The sequence below is a fragment of the Xanthobacter aminoxidans genome, assembly GCF_043193615.1.
In the GTDB taxonomy this organism is placed as follows: Bacteria; Pseudomonadota; Alphaproteobacteria; order Rhizobiales; family Xanthobacteraceae; genus Xanthobacter; species Xanthobacter aminoxidans.
The window spans coordinates 1,162,431-1,183,101 of sequence record NZ_JBAFUS010000001.1; the positions used below are offsets into that span (position 1 = coordinate 1,162,431).

The 20,671-nt window shown below is 68.8% G+C and carries 18 protein-coding genes; 12 read left to right on the top strand and 6 right to left on the bottom strand.

The genetic code is table 11. From position 1 onward, the window contains the following. Positions 1-3: 3 nt before the first annotated feature. From V5F74_RS05290 to V5F74_RS05300, 3 genes are all read right to left on the bottom strand, one after another. Positions 4-2,250 carry an ATP-binding cassette domain-containing protein gene (locus V5F74_RS05290; RefSeq protein WP_394006687.1) on the bottom strand — a complete coding sequence of 749 codons (2,247 nt, stop codon included), beginning with the start codon at positions 2,248-2,250 and terminating at the stop codon, positions 4-6. Positions 2,251-2,280: 30 nt separating this feature from the next. Next, the gene (locus V5F74_RS05295) at positions 2,281-3,084 is read right to left on the bottom strand and encodes an ABC transporter ATP-binding protein (RefSeq protein WP_394006689.1); all 804 of its coding nucleotides are present in this window, start codon (positions 3,082-3,084) and stop codon (positions 2,281-2,283) included. A gap of 96 nt (positions 3,085-3,180) precedes the next feature. Next, positions 3,181-4,563, bottom strand: a complete 1,383-nt coding sequence (locus tag V5F74_RS05300) for an ABC transporter substrate-binding protein (protein ID WP_394006691.1) — start codon at positions 4,561-4,563, stop codon at positions 3,181-3,183. A gap of 244 nt (positions 4,564-4,807) precedes the next feature. Here V5F74_RS05300 and V5F74_RS05305 point away from each other — a divergent pair, with 244 nt between their 5' ends. The 8 genes from V5F74_RS05305 to V5F74_RS05340 all read left to right on the top strand — a co-directional run bounded on the left by V5F74_RS05305 (position 4,808) and on the right by V5F74_RS05340 (position 13,228). Beyond that, the gene (locus tag V5F74_RS05305) at positions 4,808-5,953 is read left to right on the top strand and encodes a phosphotransferase family protein (protein WP_394006693.1); all 1,146 of its coding nucleotides are present in this window, start codon (positions 4,808-4,810) and stop codon (positions 5,951-5,953) included. Between the two features lie 11 nt (positions 5,954-5,964). Then, a complete protein-coding gene (locus tag V5F74_RS05310) occupies positions 5,965-7,170 on the top strand; it encodes an acyl-CoA dehydrogenase family protein (protein ID WP_394006695.1) in 1,206 nt (401 codons plus the stop codon). Beyond that, the gene (locus V5F74_RS05315; RefSeq protein WP_394007476.1) at positions 7,170-7,961 is read left to right on the top strand and encodes an SDR family NAD(P)-dependent oxidoreductase; all 792 of its coding nucleotides are present in this window, start codon (positions 7,170-7,172) and stop codon (positions 7,959-7,961) included. The genes V5F74_RS05310 and V5F74_RS05315 overlap by 1 nt, the downstream gene beginning before the upstream one ends. Before the next feature lie 15 nt (positions 7,962-7,976). Continuing rightward, positions 7,977-9,179: a CaiB/BaiF CoA transferase family protein gene (locus V5F74_RS05320; protein WP_394006697.1), complete on the top strand. Its 1,203-nt coding sequence runs from the start codon at positions 7,977-7,979 to the stop codon at positions 9,177-9,179. Positions 9,180-9,242: 63 nt separating this feature from the next. After that, complete coding sequence (locus V5F74_RS05325; RefSeq protein ID WP_394006699.1) at positions 9,243-10,928, top strand: acyl-CoA synthetase; 1,686 nt, start codon at positions 9,243-9,245, stop codon at positions 10,926-10,928. Then, complete coding sequence (locus tag V5F74_RS05330; RefSeq protein ID WP_024280086.1) at positions 10,912-11,649, top strand: FadR/GntR family transcriptional regulator; 738 nt, start codon at positions 10,912-10,914, stop codon at positions 11,647-11,649. The genes V5F74_RS05325 and V5F74_RS05330 overlap by 17 nt, the downstream gene beginning before the upstream one ends. Further along, a complete protein-coding gene (locus V5F74_RS05335; RefSeq protein ID WP_029557529.1) occupies positions 11,646-12,365 on the top strand; it encodes a nitroreductase in 720 nt (239 codons plus the stop codon). Before V5F74_RS05330 ends, V5F74_RS05335 begins: the two co-directional genes overlap by 4 nt. Before the next feature lie 101 nt (positions 12,366-12,466). After that, positions 12,467-13,228 carry an SDR family NAD(P)-dependent oxidoreductase gene (locus tag V5F74_RS05340; RefSeq protein WP_029557528.1) on the top strand — a complete coding sequence of 254 codons (762 nt, stop codon included), beginning with the start codon at positions 12,467-12,469 and terminating at the stop codon, positions 13,226-13,228. 70 nt (positions 13,229-13,298) lie between these two features. Here the strand turns inward: V5F74_RS05340 and V5F74_RS05345 are convergent, their stop codons facing one another. Next, positions 13,299-14,027: a TetR/AcrR family transcriptional regulator gene (locus V5F74_RS05345; RefSeq protein WP_051679091.1), complete on the bottom strand. Its 729-nt coding sequence runs from the start codon at positions 14,025-14,027 to the stop codon at positions 13,299-13,301. A 128-nt stretch (positions 14,028-14,155) separates the two neighbouring features. Between V5F74_RS05345 and V5F74_RS05350 the strand changes: the two genes are divergently transcribed. Genes V5F74_RS05350 through V5F74_RS05365 form a run of 4 tightly spaced genes read left to right on the top strand, consistent with a single transcriptional unit; the run spans position 14,156 to position 18,210 of the window. Further along, on the top strand, positions 14,156-14,929 hold the full coding sequence (locus tag V5F74_RS05350) for a cyclase family protein (RefSeq protein WP_029557526.1): 774 nt from the start codon (positions 14,156-14,158) through the stop codon (positions 14,927-14,929). A gap of 48 nt (positions 14,930-14,977) precedes the next feature. Then, positions 14,978-15,904 (top strand): BKACE family enzyme, encoded by a 927-nt coding sequence (locus tag V5F74_RS05355; protein WP_394006705.1) that lies wholly within the window; start codon positions 14,978-14,980, stop codon positions 15,902-15,904. Between the two features lie 16 nt (positions 15,905-15,920). After that, complete coding sequence (locus V5F74_RS05360; RefSeq protein ID WP_029557524.1) at positions 15,921-16,937, top strand: SMP-30/gluconolactonase/LRE family protein; 1,017 nt, start codon at positions 15,921-15,923, stop codon at positions 16,935-16,937. Positions 16,938-16,974: 37 nt separating this feature from the next. Continuing rightward, positions 16,975-18,210, top strand: coding sequence for an ABC transporter substrate-binding protein (locus tag V5F74_RS05365; RefSeq protein WP_029557523.1), 1,236 nt, complete (start codon positions 16,975-16,977; stop codon positions 18,208-18,210). Positions 18,211-18,332: 122 nt separating this feature from the next. Here the strand turns inward: V5F74_RS05365 and V5F74_RS05370 are convergent, their stop codons facing one another. Together V5F74_RS05370 and V5F74_RS05375 are read right to left on the bottom strand one after the other, a co-directional pair. Beyond that, on the bottom strand, positions 18,333-19,133 hold the full coding sequence (locus V5F74_RS05370; RefSeq protein ID WP_394006707.1) for an SDR family NAD(P)-dependent oxidoreductase: 801 nt from the start codon (positions 19,131-19,133) through the stop codon (positions 18,333-18,335). A 147-nt stretch (positions 19,134-19,280) separates the two neighbouring features. Beyond that, positions 19,281-20,429 (bottom strand): alkene reductase, encoded by a 1,149-nt coding sequence (locus tag V5F74_RS05375; protein WP_081837636.1) that lies wholly within the window; start codon positions 20,427-20,429, stop codon positions 19,281-19,283. Between the last annotated feature and the right edge of the window lie 242 nt (positions 20,430-20,671).

Genomic DNA, 20,671 nt, shown 5'->3' on the forward strand with positions numbered 1-20,671 from the left:
CCCTCAGGCGGCTTCGCCGAGGGCGGCGGAGCCGAGATAGGCGGCGATGACTTGGGGATCGGCACGAACCACGTCGGGCGTGCCGTCGGCGATCTTGCGGCCGTAATTGAGGACCGCGACGCGGTCGGACAGGCCCATCACCACGCCGATGTCGTGCTCGATGATGAGGATGGTGGTGCCGAAGCTCTCGTTGACCCGGCGGATGAAGCCGCACATGTCGCGCTTCTCCTCGTGGGTCATGCCGGCCATGGGTTCGTCGAGCAGCAGGAGCCTCGGCTCGGTGGCGAGCGCGCGGGCCAGTTCCACCCGCTTCTGGATGCCGTAGGGCAGGCTGGCCACCGGCGCCTTGCGCAGATACTCCAGCTCCAGGAAGGCGAGGATGCGCTCCGCCGCCTCCCGCTCGCGCCGCTCTTCCGCCGATGTGGAGGAGAGGCGCAGGAGCTTGCCGAGCAGCGAGCCCTCGAAGCGCGCGGCGCGGCCCACCAGAACGTTGTCGATCACGTTCATGCCCTTGAAGAGGGAAACGTGCTGGAAGGTGCGGCCGATGCCCGAGCGTGCGGCGAAGGCCGGGCGCATGCGGGCGCGTTCCTTGCCGGCGAAGGTGATGGTTCCCGAGCGCGGGTGGTAGACGCCGTTGATGACGTTGAGCAGCGAGGTCTTCCCCGCGCCGTTCGGCCCGATGATGGAGAGGATTTCTCCTTCATGGATGGCGAGGGACACGTCGGTGAGCGCCTTCACCCCGCCGAAGGCGACGGCGACGCCGCTGACCTGCATGAGCACGGGGCCGCGCGAGCGGGCTGCGCGCTCCCTCGGCCTTGCCTGCGTCTCGCGTCCAACCGGCGCGAACGGGGCGTCGCGCACCTCGCCCTCCAACGTCAGCTCTTGTGGACCGAAACCATCGGCGGCCAGTTCAAAGGCGCGGATGGCCAGGGACGATCCGGGGAATTCCGCAGCCAGCCGTGCATTCACCCGCTCCACCGCGGCCGATGCCCGGCTCTTTGCGGTGGCCGTGTCCTCTGCGTCAGCAGCAGACGGCGCGAGCGCGATCCGGGTGCTGAGGCCGCCGGGAACGCGGGTGACGCGGGCGCGATCAATGACAGCCTCGCCCCGGAGCACGGCTTCCACGGACCTCAGCAGATGGGCATCGTCGGCCGGGGCACCGGCGCGGGACTGGGGGCTGCCGTCGTCGGCGAGGGCAAGGTCCGCATCGAGCGGCAGACCGTAGGCCGCGAGGCGGCTGGTGGTGGTGGGGTCCAGGATGCCGGAGGAGACGAAGGCCAGACGACAGGCGCCGACACCGAGGGTGTTGCGCAGCGGCGCTCCGAAGGCGAGACCGGTGCCCGGCAGACCCTTCTCACTCGCCCGCGCGAGGGCGCGCACCAGCGGCCCGCCTGCGGACAGGCGAACGCCGGCGTCCCTCACCAGAAGCTCGAACACGCGCGCCGGCGCGGCCAGCACCGTGGGGGCCACTTCCCTCAGATCGTTGGGGAAACTCGCCGGTCCCTCCACGCAATGGACAGAGCAGCCCGAGAGAAGCGGCTGCACCAGGCTGCCGGCGGCGTCGGCAATGCCCGAAACGGGCAAAAACGCCATGAGCCGGTCGGAGGGCGAAAGTTGCAGCCGGGACATGGCCGCCGCGCCGGCGTCGAGGAGGCGCCGGTGGGTGAGAACCAGCGGGCGGGGCGGCCCGTCCACACCGGCGGTGTGGAGAATGAGAGCGGTTCGGCTCCCGTCGACCGTGGCGGCCCGCCAGGCGTACCAGGCCACGGCCTCGTCCTGGGCGGCCTCCGGCGATGGCGCGCATTCGTCGAGACGCAGCACGATGGCGGGCGAGCAGCTGGCGGCCCGCCACGCGCGGGCTGCCTCTTCATTCTCGCAGAGGACGAGGGCGGGATCGACCGCAGGCGCGCCGAAGCGGCGCAGGAATTCCGGACCCACCGGCATCACCGCGGCGCCGAGGCCCTGCGCGGCGAGGGCAGCGGCGTAGAGCTCCGGCCGGTTCTCGCCAACGGTCACGAGCAGGCCTTCGCCGGTGAAGCCTGCGCCATCGAGAAGTCGGGTCATGGCGGCGGTGCGGGCGAGATACTCGGCGAACGTCCAGGTGCGCCAGATGCCGCCGACCTTGTGGCGCAAGGCCGGGCGCGCGGCATGGCGCCGGGCGGTGGCGATCAGGGCGCCGGGCAGCGTGTCCGCGGCGCAAGGATCGGCCCGTTCCGCGGCGCCGGAGGCATGGTCGAAGGCGCGGTTCATGGCAGGAGGAATCCCTTCGTCCATGGAGGATCAGGAGAGCCAGCGCGGGCGACGGCGGGCGGCAAGGCTCGCCCCATCCGCTTCGGCGGAGGCATCGAGCCCGAGATAGGAGGCGCGGATTTCGGGATCGGCGGCGAGCGCGCGCGCCGGCCCCTCGCGCACCACCCGGCCGCCCTCCACGAGATAGCCGTAGGTGGCGTAGCGCAGCGCCACGGCGGCGTTCTGCTCGGCGAGGAGGAAGGTCACCCCGGCTTCGGCATTCAGCTGCTGCATGATGGAGAAGATCTCCTCCACCAGCAGCGGCGCGAGGCCCATGGAGGGCTCGTCGAGCAGGATCATGCGCGGCCGGGCCATGAGGGCGCGGCCGATGACGCACATCTGCTGCTCGCCGCCAGAGAGGAGGCCGGCCGGCTGATGCCGCCGCTCCTTCAGGCGGGGGAAGGTGGCGTAGACGCGTTCGAGACTCTCGGCGACCGCGCCGTCGCTGCGGGAGTAGGCACCGACCTTCAGATTGTCCTCGACCGACAGGGTGGGGAAGGCATGGCGGCCCTCCATCACCAGGGAAAGGCCACGGCGGGCGAGGTCGGACGGGTCGAGCCCGTCGATGCGCGCACCGTCATAGTGGATGGCGCCTTTCGTCACCTCGCCGCGCTCGGAACGCAGGAGGTTGGCGATAGCCTTCATGGTGGTGGTCTTGCCCGCCCCGTTGGCGCCCAGCAGGGCGACGATGCCGCCCCGCGGGACGCTGAGCGTGAGGCCGCGCAGCACGAGGGCCAGACGGGAATACATCACCTCGATGCCGGCGACGGACAGCAAGGGGCCTTGCGCGCTCATGGCGTGCTTCTCCCAAGGGATGGCTCGGGCGCCGGGCGGGCTTGGCAGCCCGGCGCGCGGCAGGTCACGGATCAGGGCTGAACGGGGCCTGCGAGGTCAGTTCGTCTCGCCGGCGCAGTCGCGGGGCGTGATGCCCTTTTCCTTGGCGAACTGGGCGGCGGACGCCTCGATGAGCGGCCGGACCATGGACTGGTCGGACTTGATCCAGTCGGAGATCATCACCCACTTGGCGCCGTCCCATTGCTGGAAGCGGATGGCGCCGTCGCCCTCGTGGTCGGCGCAGGTGACCTTGATCTCCGGCATCAGGCCCTCGAGGCCGAGCTGCTTGATGCGATCGCTGGTCATCACCAGATGCTCGAGCCCCCAGCGCACCTCGTCACCAGTGAGCGGACGGTTGCCGAACTTCTTCATGGCGGTGCGCATGGCTTCCGTCACCGCCACGCCGTGAAGCACGCCGCGGACATAGTAGACCGAGCCGATGCGGTTCTCCTCCACATTGCCCTGGCCCTTGGCGTAGACGTATTTCTTGATGTCCTCGAACACCGGATAGTTTGGCCCGGTGGCGTGGAACTGGGCGGTGATGAAGCCCTTGGCCGCGTCGCCGGCGGGCGTCACGTCCTCCTCCGAGCCCGACCACCACCAGCCGATGATCCGGTCGCGGGCGATGCCGGCGCGGGCGGCTTCCTTGATGCCGGTGGGCGTCGCCGCGCCCCAGCCGCGGAACAGCACCCAGTCCGGCCGATACTGGCGCACCTGCAGCCACACGGCGCGCTGGTCGAGACCGGGCGGCGTGATGGGGAAGGTCGTCACCTCGAAGCCGTAGCGCTTGGCCTGGGCATCGAGGATGGCCTGGGTCTCGCGGCCGGCGGCGAAGTCCATCACCACATTGGCGATCTTCTTGCCCTTCAGCTTCTCCAGCCCGCCCTCGCGCTCGGCCATGTAGCGGATGGTGGCGGTGTTCTCGCTCCAGTAATTGGAGATGAGCGGGAAGAAATAGGGGAAGACCCGGCCATCGGAGGAATCGGTCCGCCCGTAGCCGATGGTGACGGAGGGAATCTTGTCCGCCGTCATGCGGTCGATGAGGGCATAGACGCCGCCCGTGCCGGAGGGCGTGAAGGCCGCGGCGCCGGTCGGCCCCTTCGCCTTCTGGCGCTCATAGCACTCGATCATGCGGTCGGGCTGATAGCCGGTCTCGCACTCCTCATAGACGAGCTTCACGCCGTTCACGCCGCCGTCGCGGGCGTTCACCAGCGCAAGATAGTCCGCATAGGCACCGTAGATGCCCGAGCCGCCCGGCGCGTAGGGGCCGGTGCGATAGATGGCGATAGGCACGAACTGCTCCATCGCTGCACCGGCCGTCGCCACGGGAGCCGCCTGCTGGGCGGCCGCCGGCACGGCGAAACCAAGCGTCGCGACGAGGGCAAGGAGACAGGCCGGCGCGACGGATTTCCGGCGCCGCGGGCTGAAGCATTGAGGCATGGCGTCATCCTCCAGGCCGGAATTCTGGTCCGGCATCTTTATCTGATGATCGGACCATAAATCCAAATTTGCCGCGCCGTCAATCTCCGTATCAAGACGACGTAATTTCCAACCAATACACTGATTATCATATAAATTATCGCAATTTCCTCCACCTGAGGCGGGCAGCTGGTGGAAAATTTTCGCTTGACCGCACGATTTCAGTCGGACAATTTTAGTCCGACAAAAACGAGGCGACGCGTCCATGGTCGAGGCTATTCACGTGCTGGAAGGCGGGGGCACCGCAGAGGGGGACGTCGGCGCGTCCGTGCTGGACCTGGCTGCGCCGGCCGGTGTCGCCCTGCGCAGCGCAGCCGAAAGCCGGGGGCTCGACTGGGCGGCGATCGGGCGTCATCTGGCGGCCCACGGCATTGGTCTCGATCCCGCCTTCGTGCCCCGTCAGTTCACAGGCGGCCTTGCCAATTTGAACTTTCTCGTGCGCGTGTCGGACGGCTGGGCCGTGCTGCGGCGGCCGCCCGATGGCCCCCTGCCCCCAGGCGCGCACGACATGGCGCGCGAGCACCGCATCCTTTCAAATCTCTGGCGGGAGCTGCCGCTCGCCCCGCGCAGCCTGCATCTGTGTGCCGACGCCAGCGTTGCTGGCGCGCCGTTCCAGCTCATGGAATTCCGCCCCGGCGTCGCCCTGCGCGGTGACAGCCTCGCCCCTTTTCCGGCCACCGTGGAGACCGGTGCCGGGCTCTCGCGCATGCTGGTCGAAACGCTTGCCGCCATCCATCGGGTGGACCCGGCCCGCGTGGGGCTCGGCGACCTCGGGCTGCCAGCCGGCTTCTTCGCCCGCACCGCCGCGGGATGGATCGGCCGGGCCGAGCGGGTGGCGCAGGGCGCCCTCTCTCCCGCCGCCCGGGCCGTGGCCGACTGGCTCGCTGCTGCGGACGTTGAGGATGCGCAGGCGCCGACCCTTCTCCATAACGATTTCAAGCTCGACAACGTGCTGCTGGCCCCCGCCACCCGCGCACCCGTCGCCGTGGTGGACTGGGACATGGGCACCCGGGGCGACCCGTTGTTCGATCTCGCGACGCTGCTCAGCTACTGGACCGAGGCCGGCGACCCGCCTTGCATGCACGAGCTGGCGCAGATGCCCACGGCCCGCCCCGGCTTCCTGACACGGGCCGAAGCGGCGGACGCGTACGCCCGCGCCACCGGCCGCGACCTGTCCCAGCTCAAGGTCTACCGCGTGCTCACCATGCTGAAGCTCGGCGTGGTGTTCCACCAGCTCCACGCGCGGCACCTCGCCGGCGAGACGGCGGACCCGCGCTATGCCGGCTTCGGCTCGCTCGCCGAGGCGCTGTTCGATTTCACCCTCGACATCATCAACGACAAGACCTTCTGAAGGCGAGGCCCATGGATTTCGTGCTCCCCCCCGATCTCGCCGCGCTGGAGGCCCGCACCGCGGCCTTCGTGCGCGAGGAGGTGCTGCCCTTCGAGGCCGACCCGCGCCGCACCGCCCACGGCCCCACCGACGATTTGCGGCGTGATCTGGTGGCGAAGGCCCACGCGGCCGGGCTGCTGAGCCCGCACGTGCCGAAGGCCTGGGGCGGGCTCGGCCTCTCCCACCTCGGCAAGGCCGTGGTGTTCGAGGCGGCGGGCTATTCCATGCTCGGCCCCATCGCGCTTGCCATTGCCGCGCCGGACGAGGGCAACATGCACCTTCTCGCCGAGGTGGCAAGCGAGGCGCAGAAGGCCCGCTACCTCGCGCCCATGGCGGCGGGCGAGACGCGCTCCTGCTTCCTGATGACCGAGCCGCATCCCGGCGCCGGAGCGGACCCCTCGTTGCTCAAGACCACCGCGGTGAAGGACGGCGACGACTTCGTCATCGACGGCCTCAAATGGCTCATCACCGGCGCCGAGGGCGCGGCCTTCGCCATCATCATGGCACGGACCCTCGTGGACGGGCGGGACGTGGGGGCCACCATGTTCCTCGCCGACCTGCCGGTGGCGGGCGTACGCATCGTGCGGGCGCTCGACACCCTCGACAGCTCCTTCACCGGGGGCCACGCGGAAGTGGCGCTGGAGAATCTGCGCGTGCCCGCGTCCGACGTGCTCGGCGTCGTGGGCGAGGGCTTCCGCTACGCGCAGGCCCGGCTCGTGCCGGCGCGGCTCACCCACTGCATGCGCTGGCTCGGCGCCGCGCGGCGCGCCCACGACATCGCCACCGACTATGCGGGCCGGCGCGAGGCGTTCGGCGGCACGCTCCTGTCCCATGAGGGTGTCGGCTTCATGCTGGCCGACAACTTGATCGATCTCCACACCACCCGCCTCGCCATCCGCCACGCCGCCTGGCTGCTGGACCAGGGCGAAAAAGCGAACGTGGAAAGCTCCATGGTGAAGGTGTTCGCCTCCGAAGCCATCTTCCGCATCGTGGACCGGTCGCTCCAGGTGCTGGGCGGCCTCGGCATGACGCGGGACACGGAGGTGGAGCGTATCTTCCGCGACGTGCGCGGTTTCCGCATCTATGACGGCCCGTCCGAGGTGCACCGCTGGAACATCGCGCGCCGGCTCGCCCGTGCCGCGTCCGCGAAGGCCCTGCCGGAAGTGAGGGCCGCGTGATGGGCCTCGCCCTTCCCCTGCCCCATCCCGCGCCCATGCCCGGCCTTGCCGGCAAGATCGTCATCGTCACCGGCGGCGGGCGGGGCCTCGGCCGCGCCGTCGCGGAGGGCTTTGCCGCCGCCGGCGCCCATGTGGTGCTCACCGGCCGCAGCGTCGAGACGCTGGCCGAGGCCGCCGCCGCGATCGCCACTCAGGGCGGATCGGCCGAGGGCATCGCCGCCGACGTGGTCAGCGAGGCGGACGTGGAGGCGCTGGCCCGCGCGGTGGTAGAGCGCCACGGCCGCATCGACGTGCTGGTCAACAATGCCGGCATCAACCCCTGGTACAAGACCGCCGAGGACACGAGCCTCGCCGAATGGCGGGAGGTGGTGGAGACCAACCTCACCGGCGTGTTCCTCGCCGCCCGCGCCGCCGGCCGCGTGATGCTGGCCCAAGGCGAAGGCGCCATCGTCAACATCACCTCGGTGGCCGGAAAGGTGGGGCTGGCGCGCACCACTGCCTATTGCGCCGCCAAGGGCGGGGTGGAGCTGATGACCCGCCAGCTCGCGCTCGAATGGGCGAAGAAGGGCGTGCGGGTGAATGCCGTCGGCCCCGGCTATTTCGAAACCGAGCTCACCGAGGGCATGCGCCAGAACCCCAAGCTCGCCGAGCGCGTTACCGCCCGCACGCCCATGGGCCGCTTCGGCCATCCGCAGGAGCTGGTCGGCGCCTGCCTGTTCCTCGCCTCGCCCGCCGCCTCCTACATCACCGGCGCCTCGCTGGCGGTGGACGGCGGCTGGACCGCCGCCTGATCCGAAAGACCAGAGATGAACGCGCTCACCGCCACATCCGCCCCCTTGGCCCTCGCCGGCCTGAAGGTACTGGACCTCACCCGCCTGCTGCCGGGCGCCTTCTGCTCGCTGATGCTGGCCGACCTCGGCGCCGAGGTGCTGAAGATCGAGCAGCCCGGGGGCGGCGACTACAACCGCACCTTCCCGCCGCTGAACCGGGCGGAATCCGGCTCCTTCCTGCTGCTCAACCGCAACAAGAAGAGCCTGACGCTGAACCTGAAATCGGAAGACGGCCGCGCCATCCTCCTCAAGCTGGTGAAGGATGCGGACGTGCTGCTGGAGGGCTTCCGCCCCGGCGTCATGGACCGCCTCGGCCTCGGCTATGACGCCCTCGCCGAGATCAATCCCCGCCTCGTCTATTGCGCCATCTCTGGCTACGGGCAAAACGGGCCGAGCCGGCTCAAGCCGGGGCACGACCTCAATTACCTCGCCGAGGCCGGCGCGCTGCAGCTGTTCGGCAAGGCGGGGGAAGGCCCCATCGTGCCGGGCCTCTCTATCGCCGACGTGGGCGGCGGCTCGCTCATGGCCTCCACGGGAATCCTCGCCGCGCTGCTGGCGCGGGCGACCACCGGGCGCGGGCAGTTCGTGGACGTGTCCATGCATGACGGCGCCATGTCCTGGCTGTCCCTGCACGGCGCCGATCATCTCTTCGCCGGCATCGAGCCGAAGGGCGGCGAGCGGCCCTTCATCGGCCAGGCGCCCTGCTACAATGTCTATGCCTGCGCCGACGGGAAGCACGTGGCGCTGGGCCTCATCGAGACGCATTTCTGGCACCGCTTCTGTGACGCCGTGGGCCTTCCCGCGCTGAAGGACGAGCAGTGGCCGGAGGGCGAGCGGGAGGCGGCGCAGAAGGCCGTCCTCGCCGCCCTGTTCGCCCGCAAGACGCGCGACGAATGGGTGGCGGAACTTGAGGCTGCCGATATTCCCTTCGGCCCCGTCTTCTCCATGGAGGAGGCGTTCGCCGATCCCCACGCCCGACACCGGCAGATGCTGATGTCCATGGAGCATCCGGTGGAGGGCACCATTCCCCAGCTCGGCTTTCCGGTGAAGTATTCCGGCACCCCCTGCGCACTGCGTTCGCCGCCGCCGCTGCTCGGTGAGCACAATGGCGAGGTGCTGGAGGGCCTCGGCTATTCGCCCGAGGAAATCGCCGCGCTCAAGGCCAGCCGAGCCATCTGAGGCACCACGCGCAAAAGACCAGCAAGAGAGCACCAAGAGAGCACAATGCTCCGGGAGGAAACCATGGCCCCCAGCCAGATGGCGCCGACCAGGATGGCGCCCAACATGACCGACTATGCCGAGATGGCCCGCACCTTCCGATGGCAGGTGCCGGAGACGTTCAATTTCGGCGCCGACGTGGTGGATCATTTCGCCCGTACCGCGGACGGGCCGGCCCTCATCTGGGCCAATGCGGCGGGGGAGGAACGGCGCTTCTCCTTCTCGGACATGGCGCGCCTCACCAGCCGCTTCGCTTCGGCGCTGGCGGCGCGCGGCATCCGCAAGGGCGACCGGGTGCTGGTCATGCTGCCGCGCATTCCCGAATGGCAGGTGGCCATGGTCGGCTGCCTGAAGCTCGGCGCCGTGCCCATTCCGTCCATCGAGATGCTCACCGCCAAGGACATCGCATATCGCGTGCGCCATGCCGGCGTGCGGGCCGTGGTGGCCCGGGCCGAACATGCGGGAAAGTTCGCGGATGTGATGGACGAGGTGCCGGTGCGCCTCGCGCTGAAAGGGCCCCTTGGCGGCGCGCCCGGCTTCGAGCCGCTGGAGGAGGCGCTGGCCTCCGGCGACGAGGCCTTCGCGCCAGTGACCGTCAAGGCCGATGACCCTGCCGTCCTCTATTACACCTCCGGCTCAACCGGCCAGCCGAAGGGGGTGCTCCACGCCTCCCGCGGGCTCTACGCCTGGCGCGGCTCGGCCATTTGCTGGCTGGACCTTCGTCCGGGCGACACCATCTGGTGCACGGCCGACACCGGCTGGAGCAAGGCCGGCACCTCCATCCTGTTCGGCCCGTGGAGCTGCGGGGCCGCCAGCTTCTTCTACGACGGCCCGTTCGACCCCAAGGAGCGCCTGCGTCTGCTGGAGCGCTACGGCGTCACCGTCTATTGCGCGCCGGGCACCGAGCTGTTCCGCGTGGTGGATGCGGGCGTTGCCGAGCACGACCTCTCGCGCCTGCGCCACGCCGTCTCCTCCGGCGAGACGCTCAACCCCGCGGTCGCGGCGCGCTGGCAGACGGCGACGGGTGTCCCCATCCTCGAAGCCTACGGCCAGACCGAGACGCTGATGACGCTGCTCAACTATCCCAGCGTCGCCCCGCGCGAGGGCTCCATGGGCAAGCCGCTGCCGGGCCTCGATCTCGCAATCATCGACGGCGCGGGGAACCGCCTGCCGCCCGGCATGGAAGGCGACATCGCCCTTCTCACCCCCAACCCGCAGATGATGCTCGGCTATCTCGACGAGCCCGAGCGCACCGCCAGCGCCCATGTGGAGGGGCCGGAGGGGCGCTGGTTCGTCACCGGCGACCTCGGCATGGTGGATGCCGACGGCTATTTCTACCATCGTGGCCGCAATGACGACGTCATCAATTCCGCCGGATACCGCATCGGTCCCTCCGAGGTGGAGAACGCTTTGCTCGACCATCCGGCGGTGCAGGAATGCGCGGCGGTGGCGTCGCCCCATCCGGAGCGTGGCGAGATCGTGAAGGCCTTTGTCGTGCTCCGCCCCGGCTTCACCGGCGACGATGCGCTGGCGGCCGCCTTGCAGGATCACGTGAAGCGTGTCACCGCTCCCTACAAATATCCCCGCGCCATCGCGTTTCTCGGCGAGCTGCCGAAGACCATGACCGGGAAGGTGCAACGCAAGGTGCTGCGGGACCTGGAGAAGGCCCGCGCCGCCGAGAGGATGGTCCCTGATGTCGCTCGCGCTTGATCCGGTGCAGGTGGAGCCCGCCTTCCGTCTCGTCGCCCGCACCATCGAGGACAAGATCCTGGCCGGCGAGATCGCGCCGGGGGATCTGCTGCCCTCCGAGGCCGGGCTCGCCGAGAAGCTGGGCGTCAACCGCTCCACCATCCGCGAAGCCATCCGCGTGCTGGAGCAGAACGGCTTCGTCCGGCGCGAGGCGGGCCGGAAGAAGCTCTATGCCTCTATCCCCCAGTCCGGCGACATTTCCCGCCGGCTCACGGCGGCGATGGTGCTGCATCAGGTGACGTTCGAGGAATTGTGGGAGGCCATGTACGCGCTAGAACCCGCCGCCGCAGCCTCCGCCGCCCAGCGCAGCGATGCGGCCGACCTTGAGGATCTGGAGCGCAATCTCGAGGAGACGCGCAAGGCGCTGAAGGATTCCACCAGCCTCACCGCCCTCGACATCGAGTTCCACGATCTGGTTGCCCGCGCCACCCGCAACCGGGCCATCCAGATGGCGCGCCTGCCCATCTCCGAACTGTTCTATCCGCCCTTCCTGAAGGTGATGTCGCGCCTCAATGCCGGCGAGCGCCTGCTGGTGGCCCATGAGGCGATCTTCGCGGCGGTCCGCGATCACGACGAGAAGCGCGCACGGGACTGGATGGAGAAGCACATCCTGGACTTCAAGCGCGGCTACGAGCTCGCCAATCTCGACATGGCCACGCCCGTGGATATGCCCGAAAAATGAGTGCGCCCGCCCCCTCCCCCGCTGCTGCCCCGCGCGGCGCGCTTTCGGCCGAGGACGCCATCCGTTCGCGCCGCTCCATCCGCGCCTTCCTGCCGACGCCGGTCGGCGACGAGACCGTCGCGGCCATACTGGAGCTTGCGGCCCGCGCGCCCTCCGGCACCAACATCCAGCCATGGCAGGTGCTGGTGCTGCGGGGCGAACCGCTCGCGGCGCTGACGCGCGAACTCCACGCCCTCTCCCTCGCCGGCGATCCCGGCACGGAGGAATTTGCCTATTACCCGCGGCAGTGGCGCGAGCCCTATCTCTCCCGTCGCCGCAAGGTGGGGTGGGATCTCTATGGCACGCTTGGCATCGCCAAGGGCGACACCGAGCGGATGCGCCAGCAGCTCGCGCGCAACTTCCTGTTCTTTGACGCGCCCGTGGGCCTCATCTTCACCATCGACCGCGACCTGGAGCGGGGCTCCTGGCTCGACTACGGCATGTTCCTCCAGAACATCATGATCGCCGCGCGGGGGGTCGGCCTCGACACCTGCCCGCAGGCGGCCTTCAACGCCTATGGCGCGGTCATCGCGCGTCGCCTCGCCATTCCCGACACGCAGATGATCGTCTGCAGCATGGCGCTCGGTGTCGCCGATCCCGAGGCTCCGGAGAACACCTTCACCACGGTGCGAGAGCCTCTGGAGCACTTCGTGCGTTTCGTCGACCAGATCGCCTGAGCCGCACGCGCAATTTCATCCCCGATCGTTTCGCCCGTCCCGCCGCCGCGGGGCGATCGCCTGCGCATGTCACCTGCGCCCGTCACATGAATGGGGTCATCATGGATCTGAAGGACAAGGTTGCCATCGTCACCGGCGCCGCCTCCGGCCTCGGCAACGCCACCGCACGCCGCCTCGCCGGCCTCGGCGCCCGCCTTGCGGTGGTGGACCTGAAGGAGGCGGGCATGTCGGCCCTCGCGCAAGAGACCGGGGCGCTGGCCCTCGCCTGCGATGTGGCCGACGGCGCGGCATCCGAAGCCGCCTTTGCCCGGATCTTGTCGGAGCGCGGCCGTCCCCACCTGCTGGTGAACTGCGCCGGCATCGCCCCAGGCGCCCGGATCGTGGAAAAGGGCGGGCCGGGCTCCCTCGGCGAATTCGAGCGCATCGTCCGCGTCAATCTCACGGGCACCTACAACTGGCTCCGCCTCGCCGCCGCCGCCATGGTCGAGAACGCGCCGGATGACGAGGGCCAGCGCGGCGTCATCATCAACACCGCGTCGGTCGCGGCCTATGAAGGCCAGATCGGCCAGACGGCCTATGCGGCGGCGAAGGGCGGCGTTGCGTCCCTGACCCTGCCGGCTGCCCGCGAACTGGCGCGCCACGGCATCCGTGTCGCCGCCATCGCGCCCGGACTGTTCGGCACGCCCATGGTGGAGGCGATGACTCAGGAGGTGCAGGACCGCGTCTTCGAGGTCATCCCGTTCCCCAAGCGTCCCGGCCGGCCGGACGAATTCGCCCGCATGGTCCTCAGCATCGTCGCCAACCCCATGATCAACGGCTCTGTGCTCCGGCTGGATGCCGGCCTGAGGATGCAGGCGCGGTAACGTTTGAAGCGTTCGGCCAAACGCGAAGGGGCAGGCCAATTGCTGCCGCTCCCGTCACCCGGCGGCCCCTCTATCGCGGCGGCGCGCAACCGCACATGGCGTTGAGGCCGGCGGTGACGAACCGCACGAAATCCTCGAACAGCGCCGGATCGCCCGCCGTCGCCCGCCCGCCGGACAGGCGTTCGATGCGCTTGTCGGCCACGTACATCAGCAGGGCGCCCACGGCATATTCATAGGCCCAGAGCAGCCGGTCGTGCGGGCAACCGGGAAGCGCGATGGCCATGGCCTCCAGGAAGGCGCGGACCAGCGGATCATAGAAGCGCTCGATGGTCTCGGTGGCTTCCGGGCCGGGATCCCAGGCGGTGCGGGCGACCAGCAGGGAGAAGCTGTCGCCGCTCGCCGAATCGTGCAGCCGCACCACCGGCTCCGCCCACGCGGTGACAATCTCCGCCACCCGCCCTTCCCCGGGGCCACGCGCCCCGATCTCGCGGATGCGGGAGATGCGCTCGTCGAGATTGGCCTGTCGGTGGGCGAAGACGGTGGCGAGCAATTCCGGCTTGCGGCCGAAATAATAGCCCACCAACGCTACCGGCACGCCGGCGCGGGCGGCGATGTCGCGCACCGAGACCGCGGCATAGCCCCGCTCGGCAAAGAGGAATTCCGCGCTGGCGAGAATGTCCTGCCGGCGGTCCGGCCGCTGCGGATCGCCGGGCGCGATTGCCGAGCGGCGCGCGCCCTTTCCCCGTCCGGACGGCGAGGCGGAGCGCCTGGCGGAAGATGGCTTCTTTGTCGTCTCCATGGACCTTTTCTAGCGTTACCGGTGCATCCGCACCAGCCATGGCGTCACGCCGACTTGTACAATTGTACAATAACATATACGACTGTACAAAACGAAGCCTGCGCGATGGGCCGGGAGGACGAGACGCCGTGCCAAGATTCGTCGATATCTCCATTCCGCTGGAAAACGACGTACCCGCCGACCCGCCCTTCCAGCGGGTCCGCATCGACTATTCCGTCCACACGGAAACCGCCGCCACCCTGTGCGCCGCCTTCCCCGGATTGAAGCCCGAGCAACTGCCCGAGGGCATGGGCTGGGCGGTGGAGACGGCCCACATCTCCACCCACAACGGCACCCATGTGGATGCGCCCTGGCATTATCACCCCACCATGGACGGCGGTGCCCGCGCGATCACCATCGACGAGATCCCGCTCGACTGGTGCTTCCGCCCCGGCGTGAAGCTGGACTTCCGCCACCTGCCCAACGGCCATGTGGTGACACCCGCCGAGATCGACGCGGAACTCGCCCGCATCGGCCACACGCTGAGCCCCCTCGACATCGTGGTGGTGAACACCTCGGCCGGCGTCGCCTACGGCCAGCCCGACTATATAGACAAAGGCTGCGGCTTCGGCCGGGACGCCACCCTCCACCTCGTGAACCAGGGCGTGCGCGTGGTGGGCACGGACGGCTGGAGCTGGGACGCGCCCTTCTCCTTCACCGCCCGCCGCTTCGCCGAGACGGGCGATGCCTCCCTCATATGGGAAGGCCACAAGGCCGGGCGCGAGAAGGGCTACTGCCAGATCGAGAAGCTCCACAATCTCGAGGCGCTGCCTGCCACCGGCTTCACCATCAGCTGCTTCCCGGTGAAGGTGCGCGCCGCCTCCGCCGGCTGGACGCGGGCCGTCGCCATCCTTCCCGATTGAATGCTTTCCCAAACGCTTCCCAAAACGCTTCCCTGGCGGAGACATGTCTTGAGCAAGGTCATCATCACCTGCGCGGTGACGGGCGGCATCCACACGCCCACCATGTCCGACGCACTGCCCATCACGCCCAACGAGATTGCCGAGCAGGCCATCGCGGCCGCCGAGGCCGGCGCCGCCATCCTGCACCTGCACGCCCGCGATCCCAAGGACGGGCGGCCCACGCCGGATCCCGCCGTGTTCATGGAATTCCTGCCGCGCATCAAGCAGGCAACCGACGCGGTGATCAACATCACCACCGGCGGCGGCCTGAACATGACGGTGGAAGACCGCCTCGCCGCCCCGTTGAAGGCCGCGCCGGAAATGTGCTCGCTGAACATGGGCTCCATGAACTTCGCCCTGCACCCGCTGGCGAAGCGCTATTCCAACTGGAAATACGAGTGGGAGGAGCCCTACCTCACCGGCACGAAGGACTTCATCTTCCGCAACACGTTCGGCGACATCGAACGCATCTACAAGATGCTGGGCGAGGAGCACGGCACCAAGTTCGAGCATGAATGCTACGACGTGGGCCACCTCTACAATCTCGCCCATTGCCTCGATCAGGGCTGGTTCCGCCCGCCGGTGTTCCTGCAGCTGATCTTCGGCATTCTCGGCGGCATCGGGCCGGACATGGACAATCTGATGTTCATGAAGCGCACCGCCGACAAGCTCTTCGGCAAGGACTATCACTGGTCCGTGCTCGCCGCCGGCCGCCACCAGATGCCGTTCGCGACGCAGGCGGCGATGATGGGTGGCAACGTGCGCGTGGGGCTGGAGGACAGCCTGTTCATCGGCCGCGGCAAGCTCGCCTCCAGCAATGCCGAGCAGGTGGCGAAGATCCGCCGCATCCTGGAAGAACTTGGCCACGAGATCGCCACCCCGGACGAGGCTCGCGCCACCCTCGGCCTGAAGGGCGCCGACAAGGTAAGCTTCTGAAAACCTGAGGAACGCCATGGCCACGCCCAACCCCATCGACGGCTTTACGGTAGACCCCGCCGCCATCGCCTATGTGGGCGAGGGCCTGCAGCGTCCCGAATGCATCCTTGCCGAACGCGACGGCTCCCTGTGGAGCGCGGATGCGCGGGGCGGTGTGGTCCATATCCGCCCGGACGGCACCCAGAAGCTGATCGCGCAGAGCGAGGCGACGCATTTCGCCTCCGCCACCGACGAGGAGACGCGCTTCGTCTCCGGCACATTGCCCAACGGCCTCGCCTTCGCCAGCAACGGCGACATCCTGATCTCCAATTTCGGCACTGACCGGCTGGAGATCATGACCCGCGACGGCCAATCCCGCGTGCTCGCCGACACCATCGACGGCACGCCCATCGGCAAGGTCAATTTCGTGCTGCGCGACAGCCGCGACCGCATCTGGCTCACCATCTCCACCCGCATCAGGAACTGGATGCAGGCCATGAGCCCGAACGTCTCGGACGGCTATGTGGCGCTCTATGAGAACGACCACCTGCGCATCGTCGCGGACGGCTTCTGCTTCACCAACGAGATCCGCTTCGACGCCAACGAAGAATGGCTCTATGTGGTGGAGACGGGCGGCAAGCGGGTGACGCGCCTCAGGGCCCTGCCCAATGGCGATCTCGTGGACCGCGAGACCTTCGGCCCCTCCGACCATGGCGCCTTCATCGACGGCATCGCCTTCGACGCCCATGGCAACCTCTGGGGCACCCATGTGATGACGGACCGCATCTTCGCCATCACCCCGGACGGCGACCTGCGCATCATCCTCGACGACGACCACGGCAGCCCGGCCGGCAAGGTGCTGATGGCCGCCCTGGAGAAAGACGCCGTGACGCCGGAGCTGATGCTCGCCTGCGGCGGCACCATCGCGCCGTGGTTCGCCAGCGTGACCTTCGGCGGGCCGGACCTCAGGACCGTCTATGTGGGCAGCCTGCGCGGCACCCGCATTCCCTTCTTCCGCTCACCGGTGGCGGGCCTGCCCATGGTCCACTGGTGACGGCCGACCAATAAAAAGCACGAACGGGAGGACATTCATGACAGCGAAATTCGGCCCCCTCGCCTTGGCCCTGGCGGCGGGACTTGCCGCGGCTCCGGCGGCGGCGGAAATCTCCGGCGGCACGGTGAAGGTGGGCGTGCTCACCGACATGTCCGGCGTCTATTCCGACATCACCGGCAAGGGCTCACTCATCGCCGCCCAGATGGCCATCGACGACTGCCTGAAGGCCGAATGCGCCGGCATGAAGATCGAGATGGTCTCCGCCGACCACCAGAACAAGGCGGACATCGCCTCCGCTACCGCGCGCAAGTGGATCGATCAGGACGGCGTGGATGTCCTCGCCGACATGTCCAACGCCTCCATCCAGCTCGCCATCGCGCCGCTGGTGAAGGAGAAGAACCGCGTCGCGCTCTTCCCGGGCGGCACCGCGCGCCTCACAGGCGATGCCTGCCAGCCCGGCCATGTGGTGCAGTGGATGTGGGACACCTATGTGCAGGTCGCCGGCATCGCCAACCGCCTCACCCAGCCCGGCACCTCCTGGTATCTGGTGACGGCGGACTATGCCCTCGGCCAGCAGCTGGAGGCGGACGCCAAGACGGTGGTGGGCAAGAAGGGCGGCAGGGTGCTCGGCTCCGTGCGCCACCCCTTCCCGGCGGTGGATCTCTCCTCGCCCCTGCTCACCGCGCAGGGCTCGGGGGCCGATATCATCGCCCTCGCCAACGCCGGCAACGACACGGTGACGGGCATCAAGACCGCGCGCGAATTCGGCATCACCACCTCGAAGCAGAAGCTCGTCGCCTTCTTCCTCACCGCGCTGGACGTGAAGAGCGTGGGCCTGCCGGTGGCGCAGGGAACGCTGCTCTCCGAAGGCTTCTACTGGGACCTCGACGACGGCACCCGCGCCTTCTCGGAGCGGTTCAAGGCGCAGAATGGCAAGATCCCGTCCGCCATCCACGCCGGCGTCTATTCCTCCGTTCTGCACTATCTGAAGTCGGTGGCGGCGACGAAGAGCGATGATGCCGAGACCGTGGTGAAGAAGATGGGCGAGCTGCCCATCAAGGACGACGTCGTGCGCAACGCCAAGCTGAGGCCTGACGGACGCATGGTGCACGATTTCTACGTGTTCGAGGTCAAGTCCCCCGACGCCTCCAAGGGCGAGTGGGACCTCTACAAGCTGGTCGCCACCCTGCCCGGCGACGAGGCCTTCCGCCCGCTCTCCGAAAGCGCCTGCCCGGCCATTATCGCCGCGCGCGGCGAGAAGAAGGCGAACTGAGCAACAACGGGGCCGCGCGTCCGGCACGGCCCCGTAGCGGCTTCGCCCCCTTGCCGCTTTCAAGCGCGTCGCAACGCGCAGCGGGATCGACGTGTGAGAAGTCCGCGGCTTGGAGCGAGAGGTTAACCGCGGCGGGCGGCTCCACGCAGGGTCGGCAGTCCGATGCCCGCAGCATCGAAGCCGCCGTCCACGGCAAGTTCCTGCCCGGTGATGTAGCTTGCCTTGTCACTGCACAGGAAGAGGACCGCCTCCGCGAGCTCCTCCTCCAGCCCATAGCGGGCGAGCGGGATGGCGTCGTGATAGTCGGCGCGGATCGCGGGCGAATGCACCTCTTTCGCCATGGCGGTGTCCACCGGCCCCGGCGCCACCGCGTTGACGCGGATGCCGAAGCCCGCGAGTTCCACCGCGAGCTGCTTGGTGAGGTGCGCGAGCGCAGCCTTGCTGGTGCCGTAGGCGGCCCGCAGGGTCGAGGCCCGCAGCCCGGAAATGGACGTGATGTTGACGATAGCCCCACCGCCCTGACGCGCGATCAGCGGCACGGTGGCTTTGGTGCAGTTGAACGGGCCGGACAGGTTGACATCGAGCACGCGGCTCCACTCTGCGTCCGTCGTCTCGAGAATGGGCTTGAACACGGCGATACCGGCGTTGTTGACCAGCGCATCGAGCCGACCGAACCGGGCGTCGATCGCCTGAACCGCGGCCGCGACCGCCGCCGGATCAGCCACATCGCAGACCAATGCGAGCGTGCGCTCGGGCTCCGCCAGGGCGGCGAAGGCCTCCCGGAGCAGCAGGGGCTCGATATCGAGCAGCGCCACCCGCCAGCCGTCGGCAATGAACTTGCGCGCCACGGCAAGTCCGATGCCGCGCGCTGCGCCCGTGACTAGAGCAACCTTGGGATCTGGGAAGGTGGAGGTTTCGGGCATGACCGTTTCATCGTGGAATGATCTTGCTGAGGCTCATACCCCGACGGTCGGCGAAACGGAATGCCCGCTGCAACAGACACCGCGGCGGGCGTCTCCTGCTTCGGAAGAAAGGCTCGGCGAAGAACGCCGAGCCCTGGCTTGCCGCAACTAGCGGAAATCGCCGGTGGCGATGGGGTCGGAACCCGGGAAGGTCTCCTCGAGCGCCTCGTCGAGCAGCGCCGCGTCGGCGGTGGGATAATCGGTGTAGCCCTCCGGCCCCTGTGTGTACCAGGTCTCCATGTGGTCCGGCGCGAGCGGAATCGCGTGCCGGATGCGGGCGGGCAGATCGGGATTGGCGAGGAAGCCGCGGCCGAAGGCGATGGCGTCCGCCTCGCCCTTCTCCAGGGCGGCCATGGCACGGGCGCCGTCGAAATCGGAATTCAGCACCAGCGGCCCGTCGAACACAGCCCGGATCTCCGGATGGACCGGCGGATGGTCCGGCGTGCCGCGGGTGCCCTCCGGTGGCGGCTCGCGCAGTTCGAGGAAAGCGATGCCGATATCCGACAGGATCTGCGCGGCGTGGCGGAACAGGGGCACCGGATCGGGATCGTTGACGCCCTGGCTCTCTCCGTTGGGCGATAGGCGCACGCCCGTGCGGTCGGCGCCGATCTCGCCGGCCACGGCCTCCGTCACCTCGCGCAGCAGGCGGGCGCGGTTCTCGATGGAGCCGCCGTAGGCATCGGTGCGGTGATTGGCCGAGGCGCGCAGGAACTGGTCGATCAGATAGCCGTTCGCGGCGTGGATCTCCACGCCGTCGAAGCCGGCGAGCAGGGCGTTGCGGGCCGCCCGGCGATAGTCGTTGAGCAGGCCGGGGATCTCGGCGGCATCGAGGGCACGAGCCTCGGCATGGGGTTGCTTGCCGTCATAGGTATGGGCGTAGGCCGGCGCGGTCGTCGCCGATGCGGAAACGGCCTTGGCGCCGTCAAGGAAGCTCGGATGCACGATCCGCCCCATGTGCCAGAGCTGGCACACCATGCGCCCTCCCGCGCTCTTCACCGCGTCCGTCACCGGCCGCCAGGCGGCGACCTGCTCGTCGCTCCAGATACCGGGCGCAAAGGGCCAGCCGAGGCCCTGTCGGCTGATGCCGGTGGCTTCGGAAATGATGAGGCCGGCGCTGGCGCGCTGGGCATAATATTCCGCCATGAGCGCGGTGGGCACATGCTCGCGCGTGCCGCGGCCACGGGTCAGGGGCGCCATGAACATGCGGTTCGGCGCCGCGATGGCACCCATCTGGATGGGATCGAACAAGGTGGGCATGGGTCTTCTCCGGGAGCTCTAGGAATAGCCGCCCTCGGCCGGCGTCGGACTGCGAAAGATGGGGCGGACAATTGGCTGCAGGCGAGAGGTCAAGGGGGGACGACCACACCGGGCGTCCCGGAAGAGCAAAGCGGGGAGCGCTCGCCGAGGCGGCCGCCTGTTGGATCGTGACGGCATGGAGGGTCGTGTCGGGACAGCAGGACACGGCGAGCGTGCCGAAGGCGGCGACGAAGATCAAGGCC

What these genes read in the sequence shown, in the direction of transcription:
- V5F74_RS05290 (WP_394006687.1), bottom strand. Translation starts at nt 2,250, where the DNA reads ATGAACCGCGCCTTCGACCATGCCTCCGGCGCCGCGGAACGGGCCGAT.
- V5F74_RS05295 (WP_394006689.1), bottom strand. Translation starts at nt 3,084, where the DNA reads ATGAGCGCGCAAGGCCCCTTGCTGTCCGTCGCCGGCATCGAGGTGATG.
- V5F74_RS05300 (WP_394006691.1), bottom strand. Translation starts at nt 4,563, where the DNA reads ATGCCTCAATGCTTCAGCCCGCGGCGCCGGAAATCCGTCGCGCCGGCC.
- V5F74_RS05305 (WP_394006693.1), top strand. Translation starts at nt 4,808, where the DNA reads ATGGTCGAGGCTATTCACGTGCTGGAAGGCGGGGGCACCGCAGAGGGG.
- V5F74_RS05310 (WP_394006695.1), top strand. Translation starts at nt 5,965, where the DNA reads ATGGATTTCGTGCTCCCCCCCGATCTCGCCGCGCTGGAGGCCCGCACC.
- V5F74_RS05315 (WP_394007476.1), top strand. Translation starts at nt 7,170, where the DNA reads ATGGGCCTCGCCCTTCCCCTGCCCCATCCCGCGCCCATGCCCGGCCTT.
- V5F74_RS05320 (WP_394006697.1), top strand. Translation starts at nt 7,977, where the DNA reads ATGAACGCGCTCACCGCCACATCCGCCCCCTTGGCCCTCGCCGGCCTG.
- V5F74_RS05325 (WP_394006699.1), top strand. Translation starts at nt 9,243, where the DNA reads ATGGCCCCCAGCCAGATGGCGCCGACCAGGATGGCGCCCAACATGACC.
- V5F74_RS05330 (WP_024280086.1), top strand. Translation starts at nt 10,912, where the DNA reads ATGTCGCTCGCGCTTGATCCGGTGCAGGTGGAGCCCGCCTTCCGTCTC.
- V5F74_RS05335 (WP_029557529.1), top strand. Translation starts at nt 11,646, where the DNA reads ATGAGTGCGCCCGCCCCCTCCCCCGCTGCTGCCCCGCGCGGCGCGCTT.
- V5F74_RS05340 (WP_029557528.1), top strand. Translation starts at nt 12,467, where the DNA reads ATGGATCTGAAGGACAAGGTTGCCATCGTCACCGGCGCCGCCTCCGGC.
- V5F74_RS05345 (WP_051679091.1), bottom strand. Translation starts at nt 14,027, where the DNA reads ATGGAGACGACAAAGAAGCCATCTTCCGCCAGGCGCTCCGCCTCGCCG.
- V5F74_RS05360 (WP_029557524.1), top strand. Translation starts at nt 15,921, where the DNA reads ATGGCCACGCCCAACCCCATCGACGGCTTTACGGTAGACCCCGCCGCC.
- V5F74_RS05365 (WP_029557523.1), top strand. Translation starts at nt 16,975, where the DNA reads ATGACAGCGAAATTCGGCCCCCTCGCCTTGGCCCTGGCGGCGGGACTT.
- V5F74_RS05370 (WP_394006707.1), bottom strand. Translation starts at nt 19,133, where the DNA reads ATGCCCGAAACCTCCACCTTCCCAGATCCCAAGGTTGCTCTAGTCACG.
- V5F74_RS05375 (WP_081837636.1), bottom strand. Translation starts at nt 20,429, where the DNA reads ATGCCCACCTTGTTCGATCCCATCCAGATGGGTGCCATCGCGGCGCCG.